The following is a 24,726-nucleotide window of genomic DNA, read 5'->3' on the forward strand; positions in this document are numbered from 1 at the left end:
GGGTTCGCCCCTCGTACCCGGCTACCCTCGGGCAACTGTTCGACCAGGTCAGGCATAACGGACAGATCGGAATCGGGTCAGTAGCGGGACTCCGCGTACCGGCGCAGCGACTCCACCTGCTCACGGTCCAGCGAAGGCCGTACCGCCCGGCGCGCGGCGGCGATATCCGCGGCCGTGACATCGGCGGCATCCACATCACGGCGCATGGCCGACAACGCCGCTTCGCGCAGCAGTGCCGCGCAGTCCGCGGCGGAGAAACCGTCCAGATCGATGGCCAGCCGGGCCAGATCCACCGACTCCGCCAGTGGCACCGCGCGGCCGGTGGTGCGCAGAATCGCCTCCCGGGCGTCGGCGCCGGGGGGCGGAACGAACACCAGTCGTTCGAGCCGGCCCGGCCGCAGCAGTGCCGGATCGATCAAATCCGGGCGGTTGGTGGCGCCCACGACCACCACATCGCGCAACGGTTCCACTCCGTCCAGCTCGGTCAGCAGCGCCGCCACCACGCGGTCGCCCACCCCGGAATCGGAACTCTGGCCGCGTCGCGGCGCGAGCGCATCCACTTCGTCGAGGAAGATCAGCGACGGCGCGGAATCACGGGCTCGCTGGAACAGCTCGCGCACCGCGCGTTCGGACGATCCCACCCATTTGTCCATCAGCTCCGCACCCTTGACGGTGTGGACGCTCAACTGGCCGCTTCCCGCCAGCGCCCGCACCAGGAAGGTCTTCCCGCAGCCGGGCGGGCCGTACAGCAGCACCCCGCGCGGCGGTTCGATCCCGAGCCGCGCGAACGAATCGGGATGTCGCAGGGGCCACAGCACCGACTCGGTCAGCGCCTGCTTGGTCTCTGCCATATCGCCCACATCGTCGAGACCGAGACTGCCGATCGCCAATTCCTCGGTGCCCGAGCGTGACAGCGGACGGATCACCTCCAGCGCCCCGCTGAGATCCTCCTGTTCGAGCTGTGGCTCGGTGCTGTCGCGGCTGGCCCGCGCGGCCGCCCGCAGGGCCGCCTCCCGGCACAATGCGGCGAGATCGGCGGCAACGAAACCCGGCGCGGACAATGCGATCTCGTCCAGCCGCAGCTCACCCGTCGGCACCTTGCGCAGCAACTGCTCGAGCAGTGCCCGGCGTATCGCCGCGGTGGGCAGCGCCAGCGCGAGCTCCCGGTCGCACAGATCGGGCGCCCGCAGCCGCCGGTCGATCGCCGCCGGATGCGCGGTGGTGGCCAGCAGCGCCACACACGGTTCGGCCACCGCGGCCCGCAGTTGATCCAGGATCAGTGTGGCCACCGGTTCGGCCGGTTCGGGCAGCAGCGCATCGATATCGGTGACCAGCAGAATCCCGCCGCGACCCGAACCCGCCGCCGCGGCCGCGGCGGCGACCGCGCGCAACCGCGCCCCGCTCTCCGCGGCTCCCACCGCCGGGCCGTCCAACTCCACGATCCGCCGCGGCGCCGCGACCGCCCTGGCCAGCGAGGCCTTACCCACCCCCGCCGGACCGGTGATGAGCACACCCAGGCGCGGGGTCGCGCCCAGCGCCTTCAGCAGCTCGGGTTCGTCCAATGCCAGACTCAGCCATTCCGCCAGCTTCGCCGCCTGCTGCTGCGCGCCGGCCAGATCCTCCACCTTCAGCTCGGTGTACGGGGCCTTCTCGACCGGGACGGCCCCGGGCATCTCGCTGCCGACAATCGTTTCCGGATGGCTCGGTGCCAGCGGCTGACCCGGGCCCGGACGCTCGTTCACCCGAACCGGAACGGGCTCATCGCCGGCGACCACCCCCGCGGTCCACTCGACCGCGGTATTCGGCTGTACGCTCACCGGCGCACCGGCGGGTTCGGTGGCGACCACGGTGAGCAGCTCGGAGGTCCAGGCGATTCCGAACGCGCGGGACAATGCCTGACTGGCCACCGACGACGGGATATCCGGCCCCAGCTCCCGGGGTAGCAGCGATACCGTATCGCCCACGGTCACCACTTTGCCCAGCAGCGCCTGACGCAGCGTCGCCGCGGGAATCGACTGTGTCGCATGCCGGGAACCGCTCACCCGGATACAACGGGCGCCGTACACCACGGCCGGTGCGATCACGACGCCCGCGTTCTCGCGCAGTCCGGCATTGGACAGGGTCACATCGTCGAGGAGCGCGGTACCGGCCGGAGTGCCGGCGGGCGCCCGGCCCACCACCGCGGCGGTACGGCGGGTACCGACGAGTGAGATACCGTCCCATTCGCGTAATCCGAGAGCGGTGAGCGCCTCGGGATGCAATCGGACCACTCCGCGCCGGGCATCGGCGGCGGATGGATTCAGACGGACGGTCAACGCCAACTCGGCCACGATGCCCATTCTGCGCCGCTTTCCGCACTGCGGGGGCGGGGCCCTGGTGACGGGGTCGGATCATCGCCTCGACGACGGTAACGCGGTCTCGGGGATCGGCGGCCGAGCCGGCGAGTGGCTTCGGCCGCGGGCGGACCCGGACTTATCCGTCGACGACGATGCCCGCGACCACGGCGACCCTCTGATCGGCCAGTTTCTCGGAATTGCAGACCAGTTTCGCGGTCCCGAGTGCGGCATTGGGATTGCCCACGAACGCGCTGTCCGGATTGTCGGCGAGGATCTGGCCGATCAGTTGTTGCTGCTGCGGTTCGTCGAGCTCCTTGAACTGGCCGCAGGTGGTGTCGGAGGGACGGTTCGCGGCGGGGGCGTCGGCGGCGGAATCCTCATCGGGTTCGGTTGTTTCCGACACCTGGGTACCTTCGTCACCGGGCGCGGTGGTTTCGGTGGTGGCGCTCTCGCCGGATTCCGTCTGCGGTGCCGTCTGCGCGGTCGCGGTGTTCTTGCGCAGACCCGACGCCTCGGCCGGCTCCTCCTCCGACGAGCAACCCGACAGCACCAGCGCCGCGGTGGCGGCAGCGGCGACGACAACAGTTGAGATTCGCTTCATAACGCATTCCCCGGTGGTCAGCCACGCCGGAGCCTCCGGCGCGACCAGCAGCGTACCGGGTGGTGCGTGGCGGCCCGGGGACGAAGGTCGAGAGGCACTTTCGCCTGCCCCTTCGAACGCTGCAAGCTTCTGTCTACTCCGGAGGGGCCCGCCCACCGAGGCCGCAGGCGCCGCGAATAAACGCAGACCTGCGTGGATGGTTGGCTGCGACGTCTTCGCAGGTTGGGCAGCTTGTTTAGGTTGGGGTGGGCTTGCTCGCGGAGGTGGGAGGTGCGAGGTGGGCTTGCTCGTGAAGGTGCTGTGTTTTTTGGCGCCGCCTGCGGCGTCGCGGGGTTGAGGCCCCCTCGGTCTCGCCGTTCAGGCCTCGAGACTCGAGCCTTCGGCTCATGCGCTTTCGAGGCCTGAACGGCGAGACGGGCCTCAACCCTTGAAGGTGTCTCGTAAAACTCGACTCACGTGGGTTGCGTCAGCGTGGATGTCTCGATCCGGATGCTTTCCCGTCCTTCTGTCTTCTACGGATGGTCCACCTCAGTGGCGGGGCCCGCCCCGGTTCTGGAGCGACGTAGCGAAGGAGCGCAGCGACTGAGCGAAGGAGTGAAGAACCGGGGTTAATAGGGCCCCGCCCCGCCCGCCGGAGGCGGGGCAGAAAATTCGTGTAGCACCATATCCAGTTCGGTGGGGGTGAGCAGTCGTTCCAGCCGTTCGTCTATCTTGGCGTTTCCGGGAGGATCACCGGGTTCGAGTGCCGGGAGTTGTGGCAGTCCCTCGGTGGTCTGGCGGCGCAATAGCGAGCGAAGGTTCACGGCCCATCACCTTACGGTAGCTGTATGTTTGCTGGCGACGTGTCTTGCTTGCGGTGGCGTGTACGGCAACCGATGGGGTCCCGCAATCGATTCTGCTTGTGGATCGGCGATATCGATACTCGACGAGGGAAAATGTGACCGAGCCGTCGCCAATCGCTACCCTTTCTGATACTTGGAGTTTCATCTACCCGGAGGCAACGTTGCCGAAAAATCTGGAAGCCAGTATCGATATCGCCGCACCGCCGGAACGGGTCTGGGCGGTGCTCGCGGACCCGAGCCGGATGCCGGAGTTCAGCCCCCAGTGCGTGCGGATGATCCCGATCGGCCGGCCGAAGGCGGGCACGCTGACGGTCAACCTCAATCGGGACGGGTGGAAGTTCTGGCCGACCACCTCGCGCATCCTGCGCTACGAAAAGGATAGTGCGCTGGCCTTCCGGATCACCCAGAACCGGACGGTGTGGACCTACACCCTCGAGCCCACCGAAGAGGGAACCCGGGTGGTCGAACGCCGCGATGTCCCCAACGGCACCACCTGGGTATCACGAACCCTGATCGATGCGGTGCTCGGTGGGGAGGCGGCGTTCGAGGAGGACCTGGTACGCGGAATGAACGAATCCCTCGCGAAGATCAGGACAGCGGTCGAGACGAACTGAACTTCGGCAGGGTTACGACCTGGGCGGCGTAGGAGAGTCCGGCGCCGAAGGCGATGAGCAGCGCGGTATCGCCCGGCTCGGACTGCCCGGTACGCAGCATGGTCTCCATCGCCAGCGGAATCGAGGCTGCTGAAGTGTTGCCGGTCTCCTCGATATCGTTGGCCAGCGCGCAGTTCTCCGGCAGTTTCAGCACCCGCGCCATGATCTCGATGATCCGGCCGTTGGCCTGATGCGGGATCATGGCGTCGAGGTCGTCGGTGGACAGGCCGGCCCGGTCGATGGCGTCGCGGCAGACCTTCTCCAGCGAATGCGCGGCCCAGCGGAAGACCGCAGTGCCCTCCATCGCCAGATAGGGACGGACGGCGTCGGTGCCCTTCTCCTCGATCTCGGCGAAGAACTCGACCCAGTCCTTGTCCTGGCGGATGGCCCGGTGCTGGGTGCCGTCGGAACCCCAGACGGTGGGCCCGATGCCCTGCTCCTCGGCCGGGCCCACCACCACGGCACCCGCGCCGTCGGCGAACAGGAAGGCCGTACCGCGGTCGGCCGGGTTGACTGTATCGCTGAGCTTTTCCACGCCTATGACGAGCACATGGGACGCGGTGCCCGCGCGCACCAGGTCGGAGGCCATGGCCAGGCCGTGGCAGAACCCGGCGCAGCCGGCCGAGATATCGAAGGCGGCGGCGCCGTCCGTGCCGAGTTCGGTGGCGATCCGCGGCGCGGCCGCGGGAGTCAGCAGTAGATGGGTCGAGGTGGCCACGATTACGCAGTCGACCTGATCGCCGGCGATTCCGGCGGAATCCAGGGCGCCGCGACAGGCGGCCACGCTCATCGAATGAATGGTCTCTGTCTCATCGGCGAACCGGCGGGTGCGGATACCCGAACGGGTACGAATCCACTCGTCGCTGGAATCGATCGGTCCGGCCACCTCGTCGTTGGTCACGACTCGCGCCGGACGGTACACGCCCAGCCCCAGGATCGCGGTGTGCTGCGCCCCGGTCGTCTGGGCGATCTGAGTAGCCATGTGCTTCTCCTATGTACCTGCGGCCGCTCCGCCGCGAGGGTTGACCCGATTTCGATGTGGATTCCTCACCCGCCGGCCGCGTGGGGGCGACCACTGGGCAATCCGGAGACATGAGGCACCCTCATATTATCTCCATGTCCGCCCGCCGGCATCGCATATTCGATAATCGACGGGGTTATCGAGACCGGGTCCGGGTATTGCGGCCGTACGCGTCCCGCAGCCGCGGACGTGCCACCGGAGAACAAGCGAGGAACAACTCATGCTCGGTCTCGGCATCATCGGCTGGATCCTCATCGGCGGTATCGCCGGGTGGATCGCCAGTAAGATTATGAAAACCGATGCTCAACAGGGCATTCTGCTCAATATCGTGGTGGGTATCGTCGGCGGCCTGCTCGGCGGCTTCCTGCTCTCGGTATTCGGTGTCGACGTGAACAGTGCCGGCTGGTGGTTCAGCTTCTTCACCTGTCTGGCCGGTGCCGTCATTCTGTTGTTCCTGGTGAAACTGGTCGTACGGAGGTAGCCCTCGGTTCGGCACCCGGTGCCACGGGCCTGTTCGGCGTAGGGTGTGAACGCTTGCGCCGACAGGTTCGGCCGGTACCCGCGCGGTGACCGGTCGCCACTCTGGTCCGCGTGGATCGAACCGAGTACGAAAGAGGAATAAGTGGCACGCCGTCCCACTCCGCCCGGCACACCGGAAACCACCGGTCCGGCCCATCTGGTCGATCTGGTGCGCAGCACGATCCCGCCGCTGCATCCGGCCGGTTTGCCCTTCGTGGCCGTTCCGCTGGGCATCGCGGTTCTCGGTCGGCGCCGCCGCTGGGTGCGCCGGTTCGCGGTCGCGGCCGCCGCGGCGAGCGCCGCCTTCTTCCGGCACCCCCACCGCGTGCCCCCGAACCGGCCCGGCGTGGTGGTGGCACCGGCCGACGGTGAGGTGGCGCTGGTCGATACGGCGACGCCCCCGGCCGAACTCGGTCTCGGCGATCAGCCGCTGCCCCGGGTGAGCATCTTCCTGTCGGTGCTGGACGTCCACGTCCAGCGGACGCCGGTCTCGGGTGTGGTGCGTGATGTGCAGTATCGGCGCGGACAGTTCAAATCCGCCGATCTGGCCGATGCGAGCGAGGTCAACGAACGCAGCAGCATGCTGATCGACACCCCCGACGGGCAGCAGCTCGTGGTGGTTCAGATCGCCGGGCTGCTGGCGCGTCGGATCGTGTGCGACGCCGCGCCCGGCGATCGGATCACCATCGGCGACACCTACGGTCTGATCCGGTTCGGCTCCCGCGTGGACACCTATTTCCCGGCCGGTACCGAACTGCTGGTGAACATCGGGCAGCGCACGATCGGGGGGGAGACGGTGCTGGCGGTCCTGCCGTCGGCGGACGCGTGATGGAGCAGGTCATCGAAGGCAGGCGGCGCCGATCCATCCGGCTGCTGCCCAGTATCGTCACGATCCTGGCGCTCTGCTCGGGTTTGTCCGCGGTGAAGTTCGGACTGGAGGGCGAACTGAAGATCGCGCTCGCCATGATCGGCGCCGCCGCGGTACTGGATACGCTGGACGGCCGGCTGGCCCGTTTGCTGTCGGCGACCACCAAGATCGGTGCGGAGCTGGATTCGCTCTCCGATGCCATCTCCTTCGGGGTGGCGCCCGCCCTGGTGCTCTACGTGGTGCTGTTCAACGGTGAGAGCAGTGGTTCGGGGTGGATCATCGCGCTGCTGTTCGCGGTGAGCGTCGTATTGCGTCTGGCCCGGTTCAACACCTTGCTCGACGACGACACCCGCCCGGATTGGGCGCGGGAGTACTTCGTCGGCGTCCCGGCGCCCGCGGGGGCGCTCATAGCCATGGCTCCGATCGCGGTGTTCGTGCAGTTCGGCGACGGCTGGTGGACGAGTTTTCCGGTGGTCGCGGCGTGGACAGTGTTCGCCGCCGCGCTGTGTGTGAGCACCATTCCGACCCTGGCCCTGAAATCGGTGTCGGTGGCCCCACAGGCCGCGGCCGGTCTGCTGGTGCTGGTCGCGCTGGCCGGGGCCGCGCTGATCACCTACCCGATCGTGCTGCTGCTCGTACTGATCGTGGTGTACCTGGGGCATATCCCGTTCGCCTGGTATTCGCAACGCTGGGTGGCCGCCCGTCCCGAGACCTGGCAATACAAACCGTCCGAGCGTCGTGCGCAGCGCCGGGCCGACCGCCGGTTGCCCGTACTGCGCCGACCGGAGATCCGCCGGCCCGTACTGCGGCGGCCCGATATCCGCCGGCCGGTGGTGCGTGGTGATTCGCGGTTGCGGTTGCGCCGGCCCGGCGGGCGGAACTGAACCGAGGGCAATCGTCAACCTTTGGTTGACGATCATCATGCGTCAACCTATAGTTGACGCATGACTTCCTCAGTACGTTTGGATGATCTCATCGAGGTCATCAAAAGGGCCCGGCCCGACAATGCCCTGGACCAACTCGCCGACGCGGTGGTCACCGCGGGCCGGCTCGGCGAGCTGGCCGACCATCTGATCGGCCATTTCGTCGACCAGGCTCGCCGTTCCGGCGCCTCCTGGACCGAGATCGGCGCGAGTATGGGCGTCAGCAAGCAGGCGGCGCAGAAGCGATTCGTGCCCAAGGCGCCGGGCGATCCGGCCGCCGAGATAGACCCGAACGCGGGTTTCGGGAAATTCACCGAGCGCGCGCGGGTGGTGGTGGTCGCCGCGCAGGAGGCCGCCAACATCAGCGGCAGTGCCGAGATCTCCCTCGCTCACCTGGTGCTGGGCCTGCTCAGTCAGGGTGACGGTCTGGCTGTGCGGTTGATCGTCGACCAAGGGGTCTCGCCGGTCGATCTGGGTAATGCCGCGGTCACCGCCTCGGGCGCGGAGCCGGGTACGGCGATTTCACCGGAGGAGCTCGAGGCCGTTACCGCCACCGGGAAGATGGGCGGACTGATTCCGTTCGGTGCCGATTCGAAGAAAGCGCTGGAGCTCACATTCCGGGAAGCTCTGCGGCTGGGGCACAACTACATCGGCACCGAGCACATCCTGCTCGCGATCCTGGAGCAGGAGAACGGCACGGGGATCCTGAGCGATTCCGGGCTGCGCAAGGATCTGCTCGAGGCCCGGTTGATCGAACTCCTCCAGCAGATCGTGGCCGCCCAGGAGTGAGAATGCGCGCCGGCGGGGGTGTCCGGACTCTGTCGGCCGCGCGATATCGCCACTCGGGCCGGTCCGTCGTGATCTTCGTGCGGGTGCTGTCCGCCCGCGAATCGGTGTCCCCGCAGGAGAGGGCTGCGGTGCACCCGATCCACGCCGGTGTCCCGGTAACCTATAGCAATGGCGGATGAAACGGACTCCGACCTGGTGGCCGGTGAGCACCGGGACGATCTGCTGCGCGCATTGACCTACGTATCGACCGAATCGTTGTCGGACGGGAGCTATGTGGTCAACGGTGATCTACCGCCGGAGGTCGCACCGCCGTTCATTCGCGCCATCATGCGGGTCGAGGCCGAGCTGCTGCTGCACGATGCCGAATTCGTCACCATCGACGAGGGGGAACCGCGGACGCCGGAGGAGCGGCGCGCGGATGCCTTTCTGGCCCTTGCCCTGCGGGTTACCGACAGCCTCTGAGGGTTCGTGATCGATGGCCGCCGACACCGGGGTTCGATGGACGTCCGGTGCGGGCTCGCGCCGATCGACCTTGCACTCGGCACCGACGAGTGCTAAAAATGGCTTTGGCACTCCCGACCGGAGAGTGCCAAGGTCGGGACGGTGAGATCGGGTACCACGACACCCCTGGTCGTCCGTCGCGGGCACCGAGCCTGGCCACAAGCGTAGCTAAAGGGTGACCCGACAATGTGGTCATCCTGTGTGTCAGCCTCATTACTTGGAGGATCTCACCGCAATGGCCAAGACAATTGCGTACGACGAAGAGGCCCGTCGCGGCCTCGAGCGGGGTCTGAACGCCCTCGCCGACGCGGTCAAGGTGACGCTGGGGCCGAAGGGCCGCAACGTCGTGCTCGAGAAGAAGTGGGGCGCCCCCACGATCACCAACGATGGTGTGTCCATCGCCAAGGAGATCGAGCTGGAGGACCCGTACGAGAAGATCGGCGCCGAGCTGGTCAAGGAAGTCGCCAAGAAGACCGACGATGTCGCGGGCGACGGCACCACCACCGCCACCGTGCTCGCCCAGGCGCTCGTGCGCGAGGGCCTGCGCAACGTCGCGGCCGGCGCGAACCCGCTGGGCCTGAAGCGTGGCATCGAGAAGGCCGTCGAGGCCGTCACCGCCAAGCTGCTCGACTCCGCCAAGGAGATCGACACCAAGGAGCAGATCGCCGCTACCGCCGGTATCTCGGCCGGTGACTCGTCCATCGGTGAGCTGATCGCCGAGGCCATGGACAAGGTCGGCAAAGAAGGCGTCATCACCGTCGAAGAGGCGCAGACCTTCGGTCTGTCGCTGGAGCTCACCGAGGGTATGCGCTTCGACAAGGGCTACATCTCGGGTTACTTCGTCACCGACCCCGAGCGTCAGGAAGCGGTCCTCGAGGATCCCTACCTGCTGCTGGTCGGCTCGAAGGTCTCCACCGTCAAGGATCTGCTGCCGCTGCTGGAGAAGGTCATCCAGGCCGGTAAGCCGCTGCTGATCATCGCCGAGGACGTCGAGGGCGAAGCCCTGTCGACCCTGGTCGTGAACAAGATCCGCGGCACCTTCAAGTCCGTCGCCGTCAAGGCCCCGGGCTTCGGTGACCGTCGCAAGGCCCAGCTCGCCGATATCGCCATCCTCACCGGTGGTGAGGTCATCAGCGAAGAGGTCGGCCTCTCCCTGGAGACCGCCGGCATCGAGCTGCTCGGCCAGGCGCGCAAGGTCGTCGTCACCAAGGACGAGACCACCATCGTCGAGGGCGCGGGCGACGCGGAGGCCATCCAGGGCCGCGTGGCGCAGATCCGCACCGAGATCGAGAACTCGGATTCGGACTACGACCGGGAGAAGCTGCAGGAGCGTCTGGCCAAGCTGGCCGGCGGTGTTGCGGTCATCAAGGCCGGCGCCGCGACCGAGGTCGAGCTCAAGGAGCGTAAGCACCGCATCGAAGATGCCGTGCGCAACGCGAAGGCCGCCGTCGAAGAGGGCATCGTCGCCGGTGGTGGCGTGGCCCTGCTGCAGGCTGCCCCCGCGCTCGACGATCTGAAGCTCGAAGGTGACGAGGCCACCGGCGCGAACATCGTCCGGGTCGCGCTGTCGGCTCCGCTGAAGCAGATCGCCTTCAATGCCGGTCTCGAGCCCGGTGTCGTCGCGGAAAAGGTTTCCAACCTGCCCGCCGGCAGCGGTCTGAACGCCCAGACCAACGAGTACGAGGACCTGCTGTCCGCCGGCGTCGCCGACCCGGTCAAGGTCACCCGTTCGGCCCTGCAGAACGCGGCGTCCATCGCGGCCCTGTTCCTCACCACCGAGGCCGTTGTCGCCGATAAGCCGGAGAAGGCCTCGGCCGCCCCGGCCGATCCGACCGGCGGCATGGGCGGCATGGACTTCTGAGTCCCGCCACCCGGCAACCCTTTCGAACCGAGGGCCGGTCCACCTCCGGGTGGACCGGCCCTCGGTCTGTAGGGGGGGTAGTTCTCATCCACCGGCTTCTCGATTCCGGGCCGGGTGAGCCGCGCCGCAGCGGTGTGTGCGGGGGATGCCGGCCCGTGATCGACAAAGCCGCAGAGCAACCGGCCGACGTCGATAATTCGTGGTTGGATGGTGCCCCGGTTCTCCAGTGTTGCAGCGGTGTTGGTTGATGTGGACGTGGAAGTTCTCAGCGGCCGGCTGGAGCGGTTCATCGTTCGCTGAGTTCGGCCGGACCGCAGCGGTCTGCAGGGGTCTGCAGGGGTCTGCTGTTCGACTCGAAGGGCGACGCGGCGTGGAAAGAGGACCTGAGAACCTGTATGGGCACACCCTGGGGGTTCGACCTCGGTGACATCAACTGCCCGACCATGATCTGGACCGCGAGCGGAGATGGACTCACACCCTCCACCCATGCGCACAAGATAGCCGAACAGCTACCGCCGGAACAGGTTCGAGTGTATACGGTTCCCGGCGGCGACGTCGGTCATCTGGGTGCGATGGAGACCAGGCCGGGTGCCTACGCATGGCTGTCCGGTCGGGAAGATCTAGCTCTCTTTCCGACCGGCTCACCCCCCGCTCATCCACCTGGCGCAGCCATCCCCACCAGTTTCGATCAGTGGACGAAGCTGGCCGAGTCCGGCGCCGGGTGAGCTCGGAAAGTGACGGGCGCCCGGCAGGAGGCCTCCGGGCAGACAACCAGTGGTAGAAAATTCACAAGGGTGGCAATTTTCGGAGATTACCGTAGGGTCCGATCGGTCATGTTGTGCCGGACGTGGCGATCGTGAATGGAGGCCCGGCAGCGTGTCGATGGTGAAGAAAGTCCTGGCCGCAGCCGCGGTGGGCGTGATCGGCCTGGTTCCGGGTGCGACGCCCGCTCTGGCTCAGCAAGATCCGGGTTCGGCGAATACGGCGTACGCACCGACGATGCTCGTAGTGGATGCGTCGGGTTCGATGCTGGCGCCCGACCCTGCCGGTGGCACAAAGATGGACGCGGCCAAGAACGCCGTCCGCACCTTTGTCACGGCGGCACCGGACGCGTCGAAGGTCGGCCTCACCGTGTACGGCACCTCGACGGGTTCCTCGGACGCGGAAATGGCCGCGGGCTGCCAGGACGTCAAGGTACTGCACCCGGCCGGAACCATCGACAAACCGGCACTGACCGCGGCGGCGGACCAGATCGTACCGCAGGGCTACACCCCGATCGGCACCTCACTGCGCGCCGCGGCCGCGGCGCTGCCCCAGCAGGGGCCGCGCTCGATCGTGCTGGTCTCGGACGGACTGGACACCTGCGCGCCGCCGGACCCCTGTGATGTCGCGCGTGAACTCAGCGCACAGGGTGCCGAGATAGTGGTGCACGCTATCGGGTTCGGGGTCGACGATCCCTCCCGGGCACAGTTGACCTGTATCGCACAGAGCACCGGCGGCACCTACACCGATGCCGTCGACGGCAAGACCCTCGAGCAGGTACTGCCACGCGTCAGTGCTGCCGCACTGCGCAACTACGCCGCGACAGGTACCCCGATCGCGGGTACACCGGAATATCGCGACGCACCGGTGGTGACGCCGGGGCAGTATGTCGACGTGCTGCAACGGAAGAAGCCGCAGTATTACGCGGTGGATGTACCCGACGGCGCGACCGCGTATTTCACCGGCACGGTGTCGTTTCCGCGGGTGTACGGGACCGAAAATTCGACCAACTCACTCCAGATGCAGGTCTACGGCACCGACGGCCAGGACTGCTACGGCTTCGAGAGCGACTCCTCCACCGGTTCCTCCGACGGGGTGAGCCTGACGGTCGGCAGTGTGTGGGCGGGCGCGGCCGAACCCGAAACGGGGAGCTACAGCACCGATAAGTGCAAAGGTGGTGGACGCTACTACTTCACGTTGGAATGGGCCCACGTCGCGGCCGACGGGCCGGCGCAGCTACCGCTGGAAGTATCGGTCGGCCTGGAGCCCGGTGTCGTCGATCCCGGCGCAGCGCCCGAACCCACCCCGGTGACATACAGCGAGCCGGGCGGGCCACCCACACCCGTGGTGGGCGGCGGATCCTTCAATGTCGCGGCCGAGCTACCCGGGTCCGGCCGGTACTCCGATACGTTGCAGCGTGGCGAGTACGTTTTCTATCGGGTGAAGCTCGATTGGGGCCAGGGGCTGGCGTATCGGGTGCGGTTCGGCGAGAGCCCGTTACGCGGTGTCGACAACCTCTCGAATGTCTGGACGACGCTCTATACGCCCTACCGGGTGAAACTCGACTCCGATTTTTCCTCCTACAACGGCACCGAAAACCTGTTGCCGGCCAACGCCCCGGCGATAGCGACCGTCCCGGTCCGCTATGCGAATCGGGAGAATTCCGACGCCGATATCGCGAATCAGGCACTGGCGGGCTGGTACTACATCGCGGTCAAACTCAGCCCGACGCTCGACGGCGAGCGTACGGCCGGGCCGGTCCCGGTCGAACTGGAAGTCGACGTCACCGGTGCCCCGGAGCCCGGGCCGCGCTACGAGGACCGGACCGCAGACGATTCAGTGTTCGGCGAGAGCGGAAAATCGCGCAGCGCGCCGGACGGGGCCGCGCAGGCAGCCGGCGCGAGCGAAGGCGACGGTATATCCCCGGTGATCTGGACCGCGATCGTTGCGGGGATCGTGCTGGTGGCCGGTGCGGTGGTGGCGGGAGTGCTGGGTATTCGCCGTACCAGGCGCTGACAGAACCCGGAACGGGGCGGTGGGTGTACCGGGGGCCCAGTGGGCCGCCGCTGTCGAACGGCGAGGCAACGCGGCCCACCGAAAAAGCGAATCAATGATGGGTGAAGGCGACACCCGCGCGATCGCGGTGAAGTGAACTGTCGGTGACGGATTCACCGATGCCGAACGGGAAACGCTGTGCCGGTCGCTCGCTCGCTGCGCCGCCCTGTTCGATAGTGCGCGGGCGGAAGTGCCGGTCGCCTTCGCTACCGAAGGTCCCGTTGAGCCGCGATGGGCATGAGGCAGTCGCTCGGATCGCCGCACCGCCGTTTGCGTGATGGCCGACCGGCTGCTCGAGCGCCGATCGGGCCGAGGCTGCGGATCACTTCTGCCGGGAGGGAGGCTGTGCAGGTGGATGCATCGGGAGACCGGCACCGAATATTCTCTTGACAATTGGATGCCGATTAACGGAGCCATTGGCAAACGGATATTGACGCCGAAACGACCGGAATGGTTCCACCGAGAAACAGCATGTGATATGGATCATATCGACTTGCTCTTGCAATTCGGCGATGTACAGTTGAAGCGTCCCCGGGGTTGGGGCCGATTGATAAATCGGTAGGGCTGAGAAAAATATGGGAGGGAAACCACATGAACAAGATTCCTGAAGAATTTGTGCTGGAGATCATCGAAGGCAACGAAAGTGGACGTTCGGCTTTCGGGCCCGTTCCTGTTCCGGGTCCGCGTCAGGACACCGGTCACTGAAGTAAAGGTTGATCCCACACTCTTTTCGGGTATGGGGAATATCTGAATTCTAATTTCTGATCGGATGCCAATGCATCCGAGTTGATTTCAGCTCGCTCGACCCCGGGGGCCTTCGATAATGTCTGTACAATACTCGTCAAAATTGCTCGAGATCGCCGCTCATGCGCCGGAATTCGCCGAGCTCTTCTATCTCCCCTCTGCGCTGTCTCTGCAGGATACGGCCACTATTGGTGCTCATCTGGCCGAAGCGGTACGAAACTTGACGTCGAGCTCGCGCTCCCGTCCCAGGGTTCGCGCCTTCCGTGCCGGCGTGCTGGACTACCGGCTCTCGGAACGGCTCGCCCGAAGTCGGCTGGGGCCGGACTCGAATGTGAACGAATGGCTCCGGGCGGCATCGGGTGCGGAGCCCGGATGTGTGGCGATAAACAATCTGGCCGCATGGTCGCTGCCGTTGTCGGAATGGTTCGCAGGACTGGTTAGAAAAATAACCGTGGATGTCGGATACGAGCCCCTGGCGGGGACAGATATCTATTCCTTCGTCGCCGAATCCGAATGGACTCCCTTCGGGATTCACTGCGATGACGAACCGTCGATGATTTTCCATCTGGGCCCGGCCGAGAAGACTGTGTGGGTCTGGCCGGAAGGCGCATTGTCGGCTGATCTTTTCGTTCACAGCCCATCGTTCAACGGTATTTCTTTCGAAATCGAAAGACACTTGGAATCAGCCGAATCGATCACGCTCCGGCCCGGTGATTTCATTTCCATTCCCCGCGGTAGATATCACTTGTTTCGCAATGAGGGCCCGTCTGCTTTCGTCGGACTCACGATCTATCCGTTCAGTTTGACCAGGAGCCTTGCCGCCGCCCTGCCGGCGGTTATCGAGCGACTGGTACCCCCGGCCGAGGAGATCCGTACGGCAGCGGATTTCGGATCGGTAGTGCACGGTCTGGGTGTGAAGCCTGCCGCGCAGGATCGGATCACCGATCTGGTGGCCGCCGAGTTCGCGCGCAATCAAGCCGTGGCACGGACCCAGGGCTATATCGCCAAACCGGAACAGGCAGCCCTGGCCGGGCGAAGCGATGTGCCCGCGCATGTACGCGGTGCGTTTCCGGGAGTCGCGGCCGCTGACGGCCCCGGGGCCGTACTGGTCCGTGGGAGGATGCTGCGAGTGAACACGCCTGTGGAGTTCGAGTCGTTCGTGGAATTGATCGACAGTGGCAGTGCGCACTCCCGCGAAGAGTTCATCGCCGCGCTGGACATTCCCTCGGAGGCGGGCCGCAAGGTCGTGGAGGGCGTTTACGGGCTGGGCGGGCTGGTCGCTGGATGAGGCCTTCTGCGGTGCGAGACGGCCTCCGGAACAAGCTGAGTCCATTGCAGGACCGCGCGTTCCGCGGCCTGTACCTCGGTAGTATCTGTTCGAGCGCCACAGACGGTCTCATACCGGTGGCGTTCGCGGTGTACTCCGTTCAGGCGTTCGGCGCCGCCAGCGCGTTGACGATCATTCTGATCAGCCTCTGGGTGGGCCGCTTCGTCTGCACGCCGCTGGCGGGGCGGGTTGCGGGCCACTACAACCAGTTCACCGTTATGATCCTGTCCGATGTGGCGCGGATCGCGGCGCAGGGCGGCCTTGCGCTCTATCTCGTTGTGACGAACCGGGATTCACTTCTCGCCATGTCGGTATCGGCTGCGGTCTACGGCGCGGCGACGGCTTTCTACGGTCCGGCCGGCTACACCCTGATGCCTCAGCTCGTACCTCAGCGTGAGCTGCGTACGGCCAACGCTCTCGTCGCCATGGTGGTGGACCTCAGCGTGCTGCTGGGCCCGGCAGCTGCGGTGGTGCTGTTGGAAACAGTGGGATTCAGATGGATCCTGGTATTCGACTCCATGACCTTCGTAGTGAATCTCCTGGCTTTGATGTACGTGCGCCGCATCGCCGTATTGACGAAACCGGAACGCACTGGAGCCGACGAGCTCGACAGGGACGAACCCGCCGAGGCTCGGGACACGGTTCGGTCGCTCGTCGCAGCGGCTCCTTGGCTCGGCTGGACGGTTGCCCTGTGGTTCGTGGTTTCGTTCGCGATCGGAATGGTCGCTGTGGCCGGGCCGGCCCTCACTGTCGAGCGGACCGGTGGCGGTGGCCAGTGGGCTGTCCTGGCGACCGGGATGGCCCTGGCCGGTCTCGCGGGTTCGACGGTGCTGATCGCCGGATCGCGGCAGGTGGGATGGCCTTTCATGTCTGCCGCGGTAACCGGCGCGGTCATTCTGGAACTCGTGGCTGTCGCCGGCTACGCCCGCGGAGCGGCCGGGCCGGAGCTGCTCTTCGTCGGTTGTATGACCGCGGGATTCATGATTTCGGTGGGTGGCATCGTATGGCAGTCGCTGATGCAGTCTCAATTGTCGATCACCGCCCTCGGACGGTTCAGCTCTACCGAGGGTTTCGTGAACGCCGCGGGTGTACCCGCGGGAATGGCGATCGGAGGGGTCGCGCTGTCCACCATCGGAATCGAGCCCGCCGCGGTGCTCTGCATCATCGTGACCGCCGCTCTCGCGGTTGCCGTCCGGGTATCGCACGGGAAGCGCCTCGATCCTGCGGCGCCACTGCAGCCGGAGCTTTCAGGGAGGGAGAACAATGAGCACTGATCCGGGTTTCGAAATTGCCCAGCGATTGGCACGGCATTGCAGCACGGAGCATCGTTTCGCCAGGTCGGCCTTCCAGCCGGAGCTGACCGAGTTGAAAGTTCTGGAGGAGCATCTGTGGCGCGATATCATGCGTCCGGGGCCGCTCTGGTCGAATATCCGCCTCGTACACGAGGGCAAGGATCTGCATCCGAGCAAATTCATGGACGCTCGTATCGGTGACGGTTTGGTCGCACACTCCTATCTGAACTCCGCGCGGGTGAGCCGGTATCTTCTCGACGGCGGAACACTCATCCACAACCATCTGCACGAGAACTCGATGATTGTGCAACGGATTCAGGAGGCACTGGAATACCTGGTCGGTGCGCGGGTGTGGGTGCAGGCCTACCTCACGCGTACTTCCGAGTCGGCCTTCGGGCCGCATGTCGACGATCACAACTTCCTGGTGTTGCAGGTCAGTGGCAAGAAACGGTGGTCGGTGTACGAACCCGGCAGCGATGTTCCCATAGTCGACAACAGCATCCTGATGCCCGGTGACTTCATGTATCTGGCATCGGATACTCCGCATATGGTTTCGGGGGAAGGGGTGCTCTCACTGCACCTCACGATCGCATTCGACTGGTTGGATCGCCCGAATCGTTTCGGTTCGAGTCTGTCCGCGCATGTCAGAGAAGAGCACCAGCTCGCTCGACGAGAGGGCGGGGCACTGCCCGTCCTGCTCGATCCGAATACCGATCCGCGAGGATACGCATATAAATTCGCCGGGCGCGTTCGCCCCGGTCTGGTGGAGGGCGACGGTGGGATCCGGCTCACGGACGGCGACAGGTCACTACTGCTCGACGGCCGGTTGCGTCCCGTGCTCGAGTATCTTGCCGACGGGCGATACGCGGACTTCGCTACGCTGTGCGAACTTGCGGAAGAAGTGAGCGAAACCCAGATGCGGGCCTTCGTCCTGTTCGCTGTGCAGAACGAAATACTCTACTGCTGAGCCCGGAGATCCCCGCTGAACACGTCGGCTGTGATGTCTCGGGTATCACCCTCGGGTTCTTCGCCGGATCACCGGTCATGGAGCCACTTCTCGATACGGTCGATCACCGCGGCCGGATCCTGGATCCAGCCGTTGTGGCCGAGCGGCCGGGGTTCGTGCCAGGTGGTCGTGTCGGCATCAGGCAGTTTGTCCAGCAGATGACGAGCCGACGCTCGCGGAGCGAGTTCGTCGCCGGACAGGGTGATCGAGAGGACGGGGAGTTTCAGCCGGGAGAGCCGTTCCTCGTAATCGATATCGGCACCGGCCGGGGTGAACCGGCCGGTGCGAGCCAGCCGGGCCCAGTCGGAGATGAGCACTTTGGATTGACGGCCGAATCCGTTGGGACCCATTTTATCGCCGGGCCAGACCCCGGCCAGGCCGGCGGTCAGTGATACCGCAGCGGTGCCGAGCAGCATTCCCGGCCCGAGAAGTCCGCGAAAACCCCGGTGATAGGGAGTTCCTGAGGCGACGAGTATCAGTCCCGCGAGCCGGCCGCGAACCCGCGCGGCGTACAGCGCCGACAGTTGCCCGCCCATACTGTGGCCCAGCAGGTACGGGGTGCTGTCCGGGAATCGAGTGCGCACCACCTCGAAGATCGCCGGGAAATCGACCGCGACGAGTTCGTGGTACCCGTAGGTGCTGGTCGTGCTCGCTTTCGGCAGGCTGTCGCCGTTGCCACGCAGTTCACCCACCGCGACATCGACCCCGCGCCGGGCGAGTTCCCGGGCGAAATAGAGGTAGTACTCGCCGGGCACGCCGAGTCCCGGTATCAGCACGACCACCGGGCGCGGTGTATCGAGAGTGATCGGGTGCCGGTGCGGTCCCGTGGCCGGGAGCAGCCGCACCGGTACGGTGCTGCCGTCCGGCATCTGGATCGGAACGGTCTCCACCGGGTCAAGGCTAGCCGCCGGACCTCTCGCACGGCGGCCGCCGTGCTCAGGCCCGGATCGCACCCACAATGATTCGGCTCAGTACCCGGATCACCTCGTCCAGCGGCTGCCGGGATTCGACTCCGCTCCATTCGTCCACGACATAGTTGACCGCGCCGATGATGGCGAGCATGCGCAGGTCGTAATCGCCGGTCGGTATCTCGCCGTGCAATGCGGCGTCCTCCGCGGCCCGGGCGAGCACCGAACTCCAGGCCCGGCGCGATTCCCCGCGCATCTTCTCGACTTTGGTCCCGGCACCGACCACTTCGACGAGCACGACCCGAGCTCGTCGCATATCGGTTCCGATGGATTGCACATAGGCGCGGATGGCGCTGTCGATCCGTTGCAGTGCGGTCTCCTCGGTGCTCTGCTCCAGCGAGGCGAGTACCGCGGTCCGGGATTCCCGGTCGATGAGGGCGAAGAGTTCCAGGAGCAAGGATTCGCGGCCGGTGAACTCCTCATAGAACTGGCGCGAGGACAACCCCGCGTCTTTGCAAATGGCGCCTACTGAGCTATTGGCATACCCGTCTCTCGCAAAAACCGTCAGGCCGGATTCGAGAAAACGAGCGCGTCGCTCGCGTTGCCGATCTTCTACGGGCTGCCCGGCATACCGTCGTCCCGAATTCGCTTCCTGTGACATCGCGCAGAACAATACCGAAAAGCCCGATCCCCTCGTCATCGATCGGGCCTTTCGTAGCATGGTGGTAGCACGGCGTGGGTTTGCCGAAAGTTGTCTGCCCGCAACCGGGGTCGCCGGCGAAACTGCCAAATCGGACAGTGCCCGGATCTGTGCAGGTACACGGGATTTTAGAGGGAAATTCTAGAATAATTTCCATCGGCCGTGCATCACCACTGCAACAACCCGGCAACACATAGTGTTCAACTTATGGGAGCCGCACTGCTGTATGGGCTGGGTACCGCAATTCCATTGCTCATCGGAGCGATCATCGGTTTGCGAACAACATTGCCCAGACCATTGCTCGCCTCGCTGATGGCGTTCGGTGCGGGCACCATGATCGCCGCGGTCTCCAACGAACTGTTCGAGCCCGCGTTCCTACAGGCGGGAGCATTCACCGCCGGAGCTGCGCTGTTTCTCGGCGCGACCGTGTATGTGGTCGCGAATCGGCTTCTCGAACGCCGCGAGGGCGCGGGTGCGGTGGGCTGGGCCCTGATGCTCGGAACGGTACTGGACGGAGTTCCGGAGAACACGGCGCTCGGCGTCTCGCTGAGTTCGGGGGGAGGGATGGTCCTGCTGGTCGCCATCGCGGCGGGCAATGTGCCGGAGGCGATCGGGGGTTCGGCGCTGCTGCACCGGCAGCGAAACGTCTCCACCGGCAGGGCATTCACCCTGTGGCTGCTCACCGGCGCGGTCCTCGTGGTGGTGACAGTCGCCGGGGCCCTACTGTCCGATCGCCTCGAACCGGCCCATATCAGTGCGATCCAGGCCTTCGCCGGCGGCGCGACCATCGCGGTCCTCGCCGATTCGCTGATGCCGGAGGCATACCGGGAAGGCGGCTGGTGGGTCGGTATGGCGACCTCGGTCGGATTTCTCGTCGCCTTTCTGCTGGGGTGACGGTCGGTCCCGCAGAATAATCCTGAGCGCCGCGTGTTCGGAGTCGCCGACGGACTCGCCGAACGTGCGCGCTTCGGCGAACGCGCGGCGTGCCGCGGGCCGGGGCCGTGGGCGCTACGGAGCGGAATCGGCTGTCCACGTTCCGGGCGTGTCGACTCGTGGTGCGTAACGGTCGTCCGGTCGCCATGGCGGGGCTGGTCGGTGTCCCCGCGATCAGGGGCGGCAGGCTTTGCCAGGTGAGCTGCGATCCGCGTTCTGGTTCGGGCCGGCAGCGGAGATTCAGGTGCAGGACATCCAGCCGCACAGCGGGTTTGCTCGCAGCGCGGGGGTGCCGAGGGAACAAATGCGAATCACCCCGGTATCCGGGTGTAGTGGGCGACTTCGGCATCGGCGTCCTTCCCTGCGAGGTATATGAATGGACGAGTGAGCAGAATCGCAGGGCATTGGAATCATCGGTGTCGCAGGCGAAGTGATCATCTGCTGCCACGGGGACAACGGCGCGATCCTGCTCCGCGAATCGAGCGACGAAATCGCCGCGACCCAACCGTTCAACGATCGGCTGACGCCGGAGCATGTGCGTGCGCACCTGCGGGGCTCGGCGAGCGTATCGGCCGGTGAGTCTGCGATGGTCGCGGCTGGGTCACAAGTGCCCGTCGGGAACCCGGAGCGAGTCCAGCCAGCGCAATAGGCGGGTTCCTTCGCGGGTCATGATGTCCGGGTCGCGCAGGGCATTGGCCAGGAGCGACATGCCCTGGTAGGTGGAGATGAAAGTGAGGGCCAGGCCGTCCGGGTCACGCAGGCCCAGCTCGCGGAACTGGCGTCCAGCCCAGTCCAGCAGCCGCCGGATGACTGCGCCGGCCTCGGCGTCGAGGGTCCCGTCGGCGCGCTTGTCGAGCTCGACGGCCAGGGTGCCGGTGGGGCAGCCGTAGCGGGCGGCGACATCGCGCTGGTCGACCCACGCTTCGATCAGCGCTCTGAGGCGGTCACGGGGGTCGGCCAGCTGATCCAGCCGGCCGGTGAGTTCGTCCAGGTGTGCGCTGTGCTCGGACAGCGCGGCCTGGACCAGCTCGTCCTTGGTCTTGAAGTAGTAGTACACGTTCCCCACCGGGACGTCGGCCTCGCGTGCGATATCGCCGAGGGTGGTGCGTTCGACCCCCTGCTCGTGCAGGACCCGCGCGGCCGCCGACGTCAGCCGTTGACGTTTCTGCGACGCTCGCACCCGCCGATCTGCTGAGTTGGTCACCCAACTAACTATAGACAACCTTCCGTGGAGCGGCTATCTTTCGACTTAGTCATTCAACTAACTAAGATTTGAGGTCATGATGATCGTAGTAACAGGAGCTACCGGCAACATCGGAAGGACGCTGGTGCAGCTACTGACCGAGGCGGATGAAGAGGTCGTGGCCGTGTCGCGTCGACCCCAGCCCGCCGGACTGGCGGCCGGTGTCCGGTGGGCCCAGACCGATATCGGGGCCGCTGCGGGCCTGCGGCCGGCTCTTGACGGAGCCCGCGCCTTGTTTCTCCTGCTGGGCGGCGAACTGAACAGCCGAGGCGAAAGTCCGGCCTCCCTGCTCGATTCGGCGACGGACGCCGGGGTCGAGCGGATCGTCCTGGTCTCGTCGCAGGTCAGTGCCACCCGCCCAGAAGCGCTTTCGCATGCCCGCCTGCGGGAGTTCGAGTCGGCCGTGCGCGCAGCGGGGCGTGATTTCACCATCCTGCGTCCCGGCGGTTTCGCCTCCAACGCCTTCGCCTGGGCCGAGACAGTCCGCACGAAGTGCACGATCTTCGCACCGTTCGGAGATGTGGCACTGCCCGTCATCGACCCGTCGGACATTGCCGCAGTCGCCGCCGCTGCGCTACGCGAAGACGGTCACGCGGACCACGTATACGAGCTGACCGGCCCGGAGCTGATCAGCCCGCGTGAGCAGGCCGCGGTCATCTCGGAGGCCCTGGGTGAGGAAGTGGCGTTCGTGGAACTGGCCCGCGAGGAGGCCCATGCCCGCATGGCACAGTTCATGCCGGAACAAGTTGTCACCGGCACCCTTGATGTACTCGGCGTCCCGCTTCCGGCGGAGCAGAAGATCAGCCCCGACGTAGCGGCCGTCCTCCACCGCCCGGCCAACTCCTTCGGCGAGTGGGTGGCTCATAACTTGCCGGCGTTCCGGTAGGGCCTGTCCCGGGCGCGCACAAGGCCGTGCGCCCAGGACAGCCTCGCTGCTCCAGTGGCTGCCCGATTTCCCGGGACGAGGCCACCCACCGCCACCGCGCCGTGTGGCGCTTCCCGGCCGACTCCCGGTGCCCCGGGTCGACCCCGGCTCGTAACGCGGAGTCGCGGACCGGCCGGACCAGCTGCGTCGAGACGGTTCCGATCATCGGATCGGCGTTGCCGAGGCGAACAGAACGTACGTTGATCGGACGTCGACCGGGTCGACGTCGCGGGACCGAGCGGTAACCACGGGCTACCACGGTAGTTATTGCGGCCGTGCCACGAGCAACCAGCGGGTGGGTGGAGCTCCTCACCATTGCTGGGGCTAGGCGAGTGAACTTCCAGCAACAGCGTTAGGCTCGACAGCGTGACTTCCCACTACGATGTCGTCGTTCTCGGTGCTGGTCCCGGCGGTTACGTCGCCGCGATCCGCGCCGCTCAACTCGGCCTGCGAACAGCGATCGTCGAGCAGAAATACTGGGGTGGCGTGTGCCTGAACGTCGGCTGCATCCCGTCCAAGGCCCTGCTGCGCAACGCGGAGCTGGCCCATATCTTCACCAAGGAAGCGAAGACCTTCGGTATCACCGGGGAGGCGTCCTTCGATTTCGGAGCGGCCTTCGACCGGAGCCGTAAGGTCGCGGACGGCCGGGTCAAGGGCGTCCACTTCCTGATGAAGAAGAACCAGATCACCGAGTACGACGGCAAGGGTTCGTTCACCGGCCCGAACGCTCTCTCGGTCGAGCTCAGCTCGGGTGGCAGCGAGTCGATCACCTTCGACAACGCCATCATCGCCACCGGCACCAACACCAAACTGCTGCCGGGCACCTCGCTGAGCCAGAACGTCGTCACCTATGAGGAGCAGATCCTCACCCGCGATCTGCCGGGTTCGATCCTCATCGTCGGCGCCGGCGCGATCGGTATGGAGTTCGGCTACGTCCTGCGCAACTACGGCGTGGATGTGCGGATCGTGGAATTCCTGGACCGGGCGCTGCCCAACGAGGACGCCGATGTCTCCAAGGAGATCACCAAGGCGTACAAGAAGCTCGGGATCACCATCACCACCGGTGCCGCGGTGCAGTCCATCGACGACGACGGCTCGAAGGTCACCGTCGCGATCAAGGACAACAAGTCCGGCTCGGTCGAGACCGTCACCGTGGACAAGGTGCTGCAAGCCGTCGGCTTCGCGCCCCGGGTGGAAGGCTTCGGCCTGGAGAACACCGGTGTCGCGCTCACCGACCGCGGCGCCATCGCCATCGACGACAGTATGCGCACCAATGTGGCGCATATCTACGCGATCGGCGATGTGACGGCGAAACTGCAGCTCGCGCACGTCGCGGAAGCGCAGGGTGTGGTCGCGGCCGAGACGATCGGCGGCGCGGAGACACTGCCCCTGGGCGATTACCGGATGATGCCGCGCGCCACCTTCTGTCAGCCGCAGGTCGCCAGCTTCGGTCTCACCGAAGCGCAGGCGCGCGACGAGGGCTACGACGTGAAGGTCGCGACCTTCCCGTTCACCGCCAACGGCAAGGCGCACGGCCTCGGTGATGCCACCGGTTTCGTCAAGCTGATCTCGGACAACAAGTACGGCGAACTGATCGGCGGGCACCTCATCGGCCCCGATGTCTCCGAACTGCTGCCCGAACTGACCCTGGCGCAGAAGTGGGACCTCACGGTCAACGAACTGGCCCGCAATGTGCACACACACCCGACCCTCAGCGAGGCGCTGCAGGAGGCCATCCACGGCCTGGCCGGGCACATGATCAACTTCTGACCTGCTCCGGCGGATCGTTCCCCCGGCCCGGTGCCCGTGTTCCACACGGCGCCGGGCCGATCCTTTCGGCGGTAGAGCCGGTGATGTCGATGGTCCCGCTCGCGTTGTGGGCGGATCGGCGACCGGGGCCGAGCGCTTCGCCGCGGC

At 66.0% G+C, this 24,726-nt stretch carries 22 protein-coding genes; 15 read left to right on the forward strand and 7 right to left on the reverse strand.

From position 1 onward, the window contains the following. Window positions 1-77 precede the first annotated feature (77 nt). From IEY68_RS24055 to IEY68_RS24065, 3 genes are all read right to left on the reverse strand, one after another. Window positions 78-2,330: an AAA family ATPase gene (locus IEY68_RS24055; protein ID WP_229718953.1), complete on the reverse strand. Its 2,253-nt coding sequence runs from the start codon at window positions 2,328-2,330 to the stop codon at window positions 78-80. A 142-nt stretch (window positions 2,331-2,472) separates the two neighbouring features. Continuing rightward, window positions 2,473-2,937, reverse strand: coding sequence for a hypothetical protein (locus tag IEY68_RS24060; RefSeq protein WP_062999609.1), 465 nt, complete (start codon window positions 2,935-2,937; stop codon window positions 2,473-2,475). A gap of 608 nt (window positions 2,938-3,545) precedes the next feature. Next, on the reverse strand, window positions 3,546-3,740 hold the full coding sequence (locus tag IEY68_RS24065) for a hypothetical protein (RefSeq protein WP_189094472.1): 195 nt from the start codon (window positions 3,738-3,740) through the stop codon (window positions 3,546-3,548). 200 nt (window positions 3,741-3,940) lie between these two features. Between IEY68_RS24065 and IEY68_RS24070 the strand changes: the two genes are divergently transcribed. Continuing rightward, window positions 3,941-4,393 (forward strand): SRPBCC family protein, encoded by a 453-nt coding sequence (locus IEY68_RS24070; RefSeq protein ID WP_062999611.1) that lies wholly within the window; start codon window positions 3,941-3,943, stop codon window positions 4,391-4,393. Here the strand turns inward: IEY68_RS24070 and IEY68_RS24075 are convergent. After that, window positions 4,368-5,414 (reverse strand): beta-ketoacyl-ACP synthase III, encoded by a 1,047-nt coding sequence (locus IEY68_RS24075; protein ID WP_062999613.1) that lies wholly within the window; start codon window positions 5,412-5,414, stop codon window positions 4,368-4,370. The two genes, IEY68_RS24070 and IEY68_RS24075, sit on opposite strands and share 26 nt — an antisense overlap. A 259-nt stretch (window positions 5,415-5,673) precedes the next feature. Here IEY68_RS24075 and IEY68_RS24080 point away from each other — a divergent pair, with 259 nt between their 5' ends. From IEY68_RS24080 to IEY68_RS24130, 11 genes are all read left to right on the forward strand, one after another. Beyond that, the gene (locus IEY68_RS24080; RefSeq protein ID WP_062999615.1) at window positions 5,674-5,934 is read left to right on the forward strand and encodes a GlsB/YeaQ/YmgE family stress response membrane protein; all 261 of its coding nucleotides are present in this window, start codon (window positions 5,674-5,676) and stop codon (window positions 5,932-5,934) included. A 141-nt stretch (window positions 5,935-6,075) separates the two neighbouring features. Further along, complete coding sequence (locus tag IEY68_RS24085; protein ID WP_062999617.1) at window positions 6,076-6,801, forward strand: phosphatidylserine decarboxylase; 726 nt, start codon at window positions 6,076-6,078, stop codon at window positions 6,799-6,801. Next, a complete protein-coding gene (locus tag IEY68_RS24090; RefSeq protein WP_062999619.1) occupies window positions 6,801-7,724 on the forward strand; it encodes a CDP-alcohol phosphatidyltransferase family protein in 924 nt (307 codons plus the stop codon). Before IEY68_RS24085 ends, IEY68_RS24090 begins: the two co-directional genes overlap by 1 nt. Window positions 7,725-7,784: 60 nt before the next feature. Continuing rightward, window positions 7,785-8,552: a Clp protease N-terminal domain-containing protein gene (locus tag IEY68_RS24095; RefSeq protein ID WP_062999621.1), complete on the forward strand. Its 768-nt coding sequence runs from the start codon at window positions 7,785-7,787 to the stop codon at window positions 8,550-8,552. Window positions 8,553-8,720: 168 nt separating this feature from the next. Continuing rightward, window positions 8,721-9,014: a DUF222 domain-containing protein gene (locus tag IEY68_RS24100; RefSeq protein ID WP_030524663.1), complete on the forward strand. Its 294-nt coding sequence runs from the start codon at window positions 8,721-8,723 to the stop codon at window positions 9,012-9,014. Window positions 9,015-9,288: 274 nt separating this feature from the next. Next, a complete protein-coding gene (gene groL, locus IEY68_RS24105; protein WP_062999626.1) occupies window positions 9,289-10,914 on the forward strand; it encodes a chaperonin GroEL in 1,626 nt (541 codons plus the stop codon). Between the two features lie 395 nt (window positions 10,915-11,309). Then, on the forward strand, window positions 11,310-11,639 hold the full coding sequence (locus IEY68_RS24110; protein ID WP_062999628.1) for an alpha/beta hydrolase: 330 nt from the start codon (window positions 11,310-11,312) through the stop codon (window positions 11,637-11,639). A gap of 157 nt (window positions 11,640-11,796) precedes the next feature. Next, window positions 11,797-13,692 (forward strand): vWA domain-containing protein, encoded by a 1,896-nt coding sequence (locus IEY68_RS24115; RefSeq protein WP_063916388.1) that lies wholly within the window; start codon window positions 11,797-11,799, stop codon window positions 13,690-13,692. A gap of 886 nt (window positions 13,693-14,578) precedes the next feature. After that, window positions 14,579-15,763: a cupin domain-containing protein gene (locus tag IEY68_RS24120; protein ID WP_062999629.1), complete on the forward strand. Its 1,185-nt coding sequence runs from the start codon at window positions 14,579-14,581 to the stop codon at window positions 15,761-15,763. A gap of 44 nt (window positions 15,764-15,807) precedes the next feature. Beyond that, window positions 15,808-17,076, forward strand: coding sequence for an MFS transporter (locus IEY68_RS24125; RefSeq protein ID WP_062999631.1), 1,269 nt, complete (start codon window positions 15,808-15,810; stop codon window positions 17,074-17,076). Further along, entirely contained in the window at window positions 17,066-18,061 is a 996-nt protein-coding gene (locus IEY68_RS24130) for a JmjC domain-containing protein (RefSeq protein ID WP_189094473.1), read from the forward strand. Before IEY68_RS24125 ends, IEY68_RS24130 begins: the two co-directional genes overlap by 11 nt. A 68-nt stretch (window positions 18,062-18,129) precedes the next feature. Here the strand turns inward: IEY68_RS24130 and IEY68_RS24135 are convergent, their stop codons facing one another. After that, window positions 18,130-18,990, reverse strand: coding sequence for an alpha/beta hydrolase family protein (locus tag IEY68_RS24135; RefSeq protein ID WP_062999635.1), 861 nt, complete (start codon window positions 18,988-18,990; stop codon window positions 18,130-18,132). A 46-nt stretch (window positions 18,991-19,036) separates the two neighbouring features. Beyond that, complete coding sequence (locus IEY68_RS24140) at window positions 19,037-19,729, reverse strand: TetR/AcrR family transcriptional regulator (protein WP_308434991.1); 693 nt, start codon at window positions 19,727-19,729, stop codon at window positions 19,037-19,039. A gap of 186 nt (window positions 19,730-19,915) precedes the next feature. Between IEY68_RS24140 and IEY68_RS24145 the strand changes: the two genes are divergently transcribed. After that, a complete protein-coding gene (locus IEY68_RS24145; RefSeq protein ID WP_062999642.1) occupies window positions 19,916-20,602 on the forward strand; it encodes a ZIP family metal transporter in 687 nt (228 codons plus the stop codon). A gap of 640 nt (window positions 20,603-21,242) precedes the next feature. Here IEY68_RS24145 and IEY68_RS24150 read toward each other — a convergent pair. Beyond that, window positions 21,243-21,845 carry a TetR/AcrR family transcriptional regulator gene (locus IEY68_RS24150; RefSeq protein ID WP_062999645.1) on the reverse strand — a complete coding sequence of 201 codons (603 nt, stop codon included), beginning with the start codon at window positions 21,843-21,845 and terminating at the stop codon, window positions 21,243-21,245. A gap of 76 nt (window positions 21,846-21,921) precedes the next feature. Here IEY68_RS24150 and IEY68_RS24155 point away from each other — a divergent pair, with 76 nt between their 5' ends. Continuing rightward, window positions 21,922-22,770: an SDR family oxidoreductase gene (locus IEY68_RS24155; protein WP_229718954.1), complete on the forward strand. Its 849-nt coding sequence runs from the start codon at window positions 21,922-21,924 to the stop codon at window positions 22,768-22,770. A gap of 405 nt (window positions 22,771-23,175) precedes the next feature. Further along, on the forward strand, window positions 23,176-24,579 hold the full coding sequence (lpdA, locus tag IEY68_RS24160; RefSeq protein ID WP_062999647.1) for a dihydrolipoyl dehydrogenase: 1,404 nt from the start codon (window positions 23,176-23,178) through the stop codon (window positions 24,577-24,579). The last annotated feature ends 147 nt before the right edge of the window (window positions 24,580-24,726 follow it).

Origin of the sequence: Nocardia jinanensis (genome assembly GCF_014645735.1) — a bacterium.
Lineage (GTDB): Bacteria > Actinomycetota > Actinomycetes > Mycobacteriales > Mycobacteriaceae > Nocardia > Nocardia jinanensis.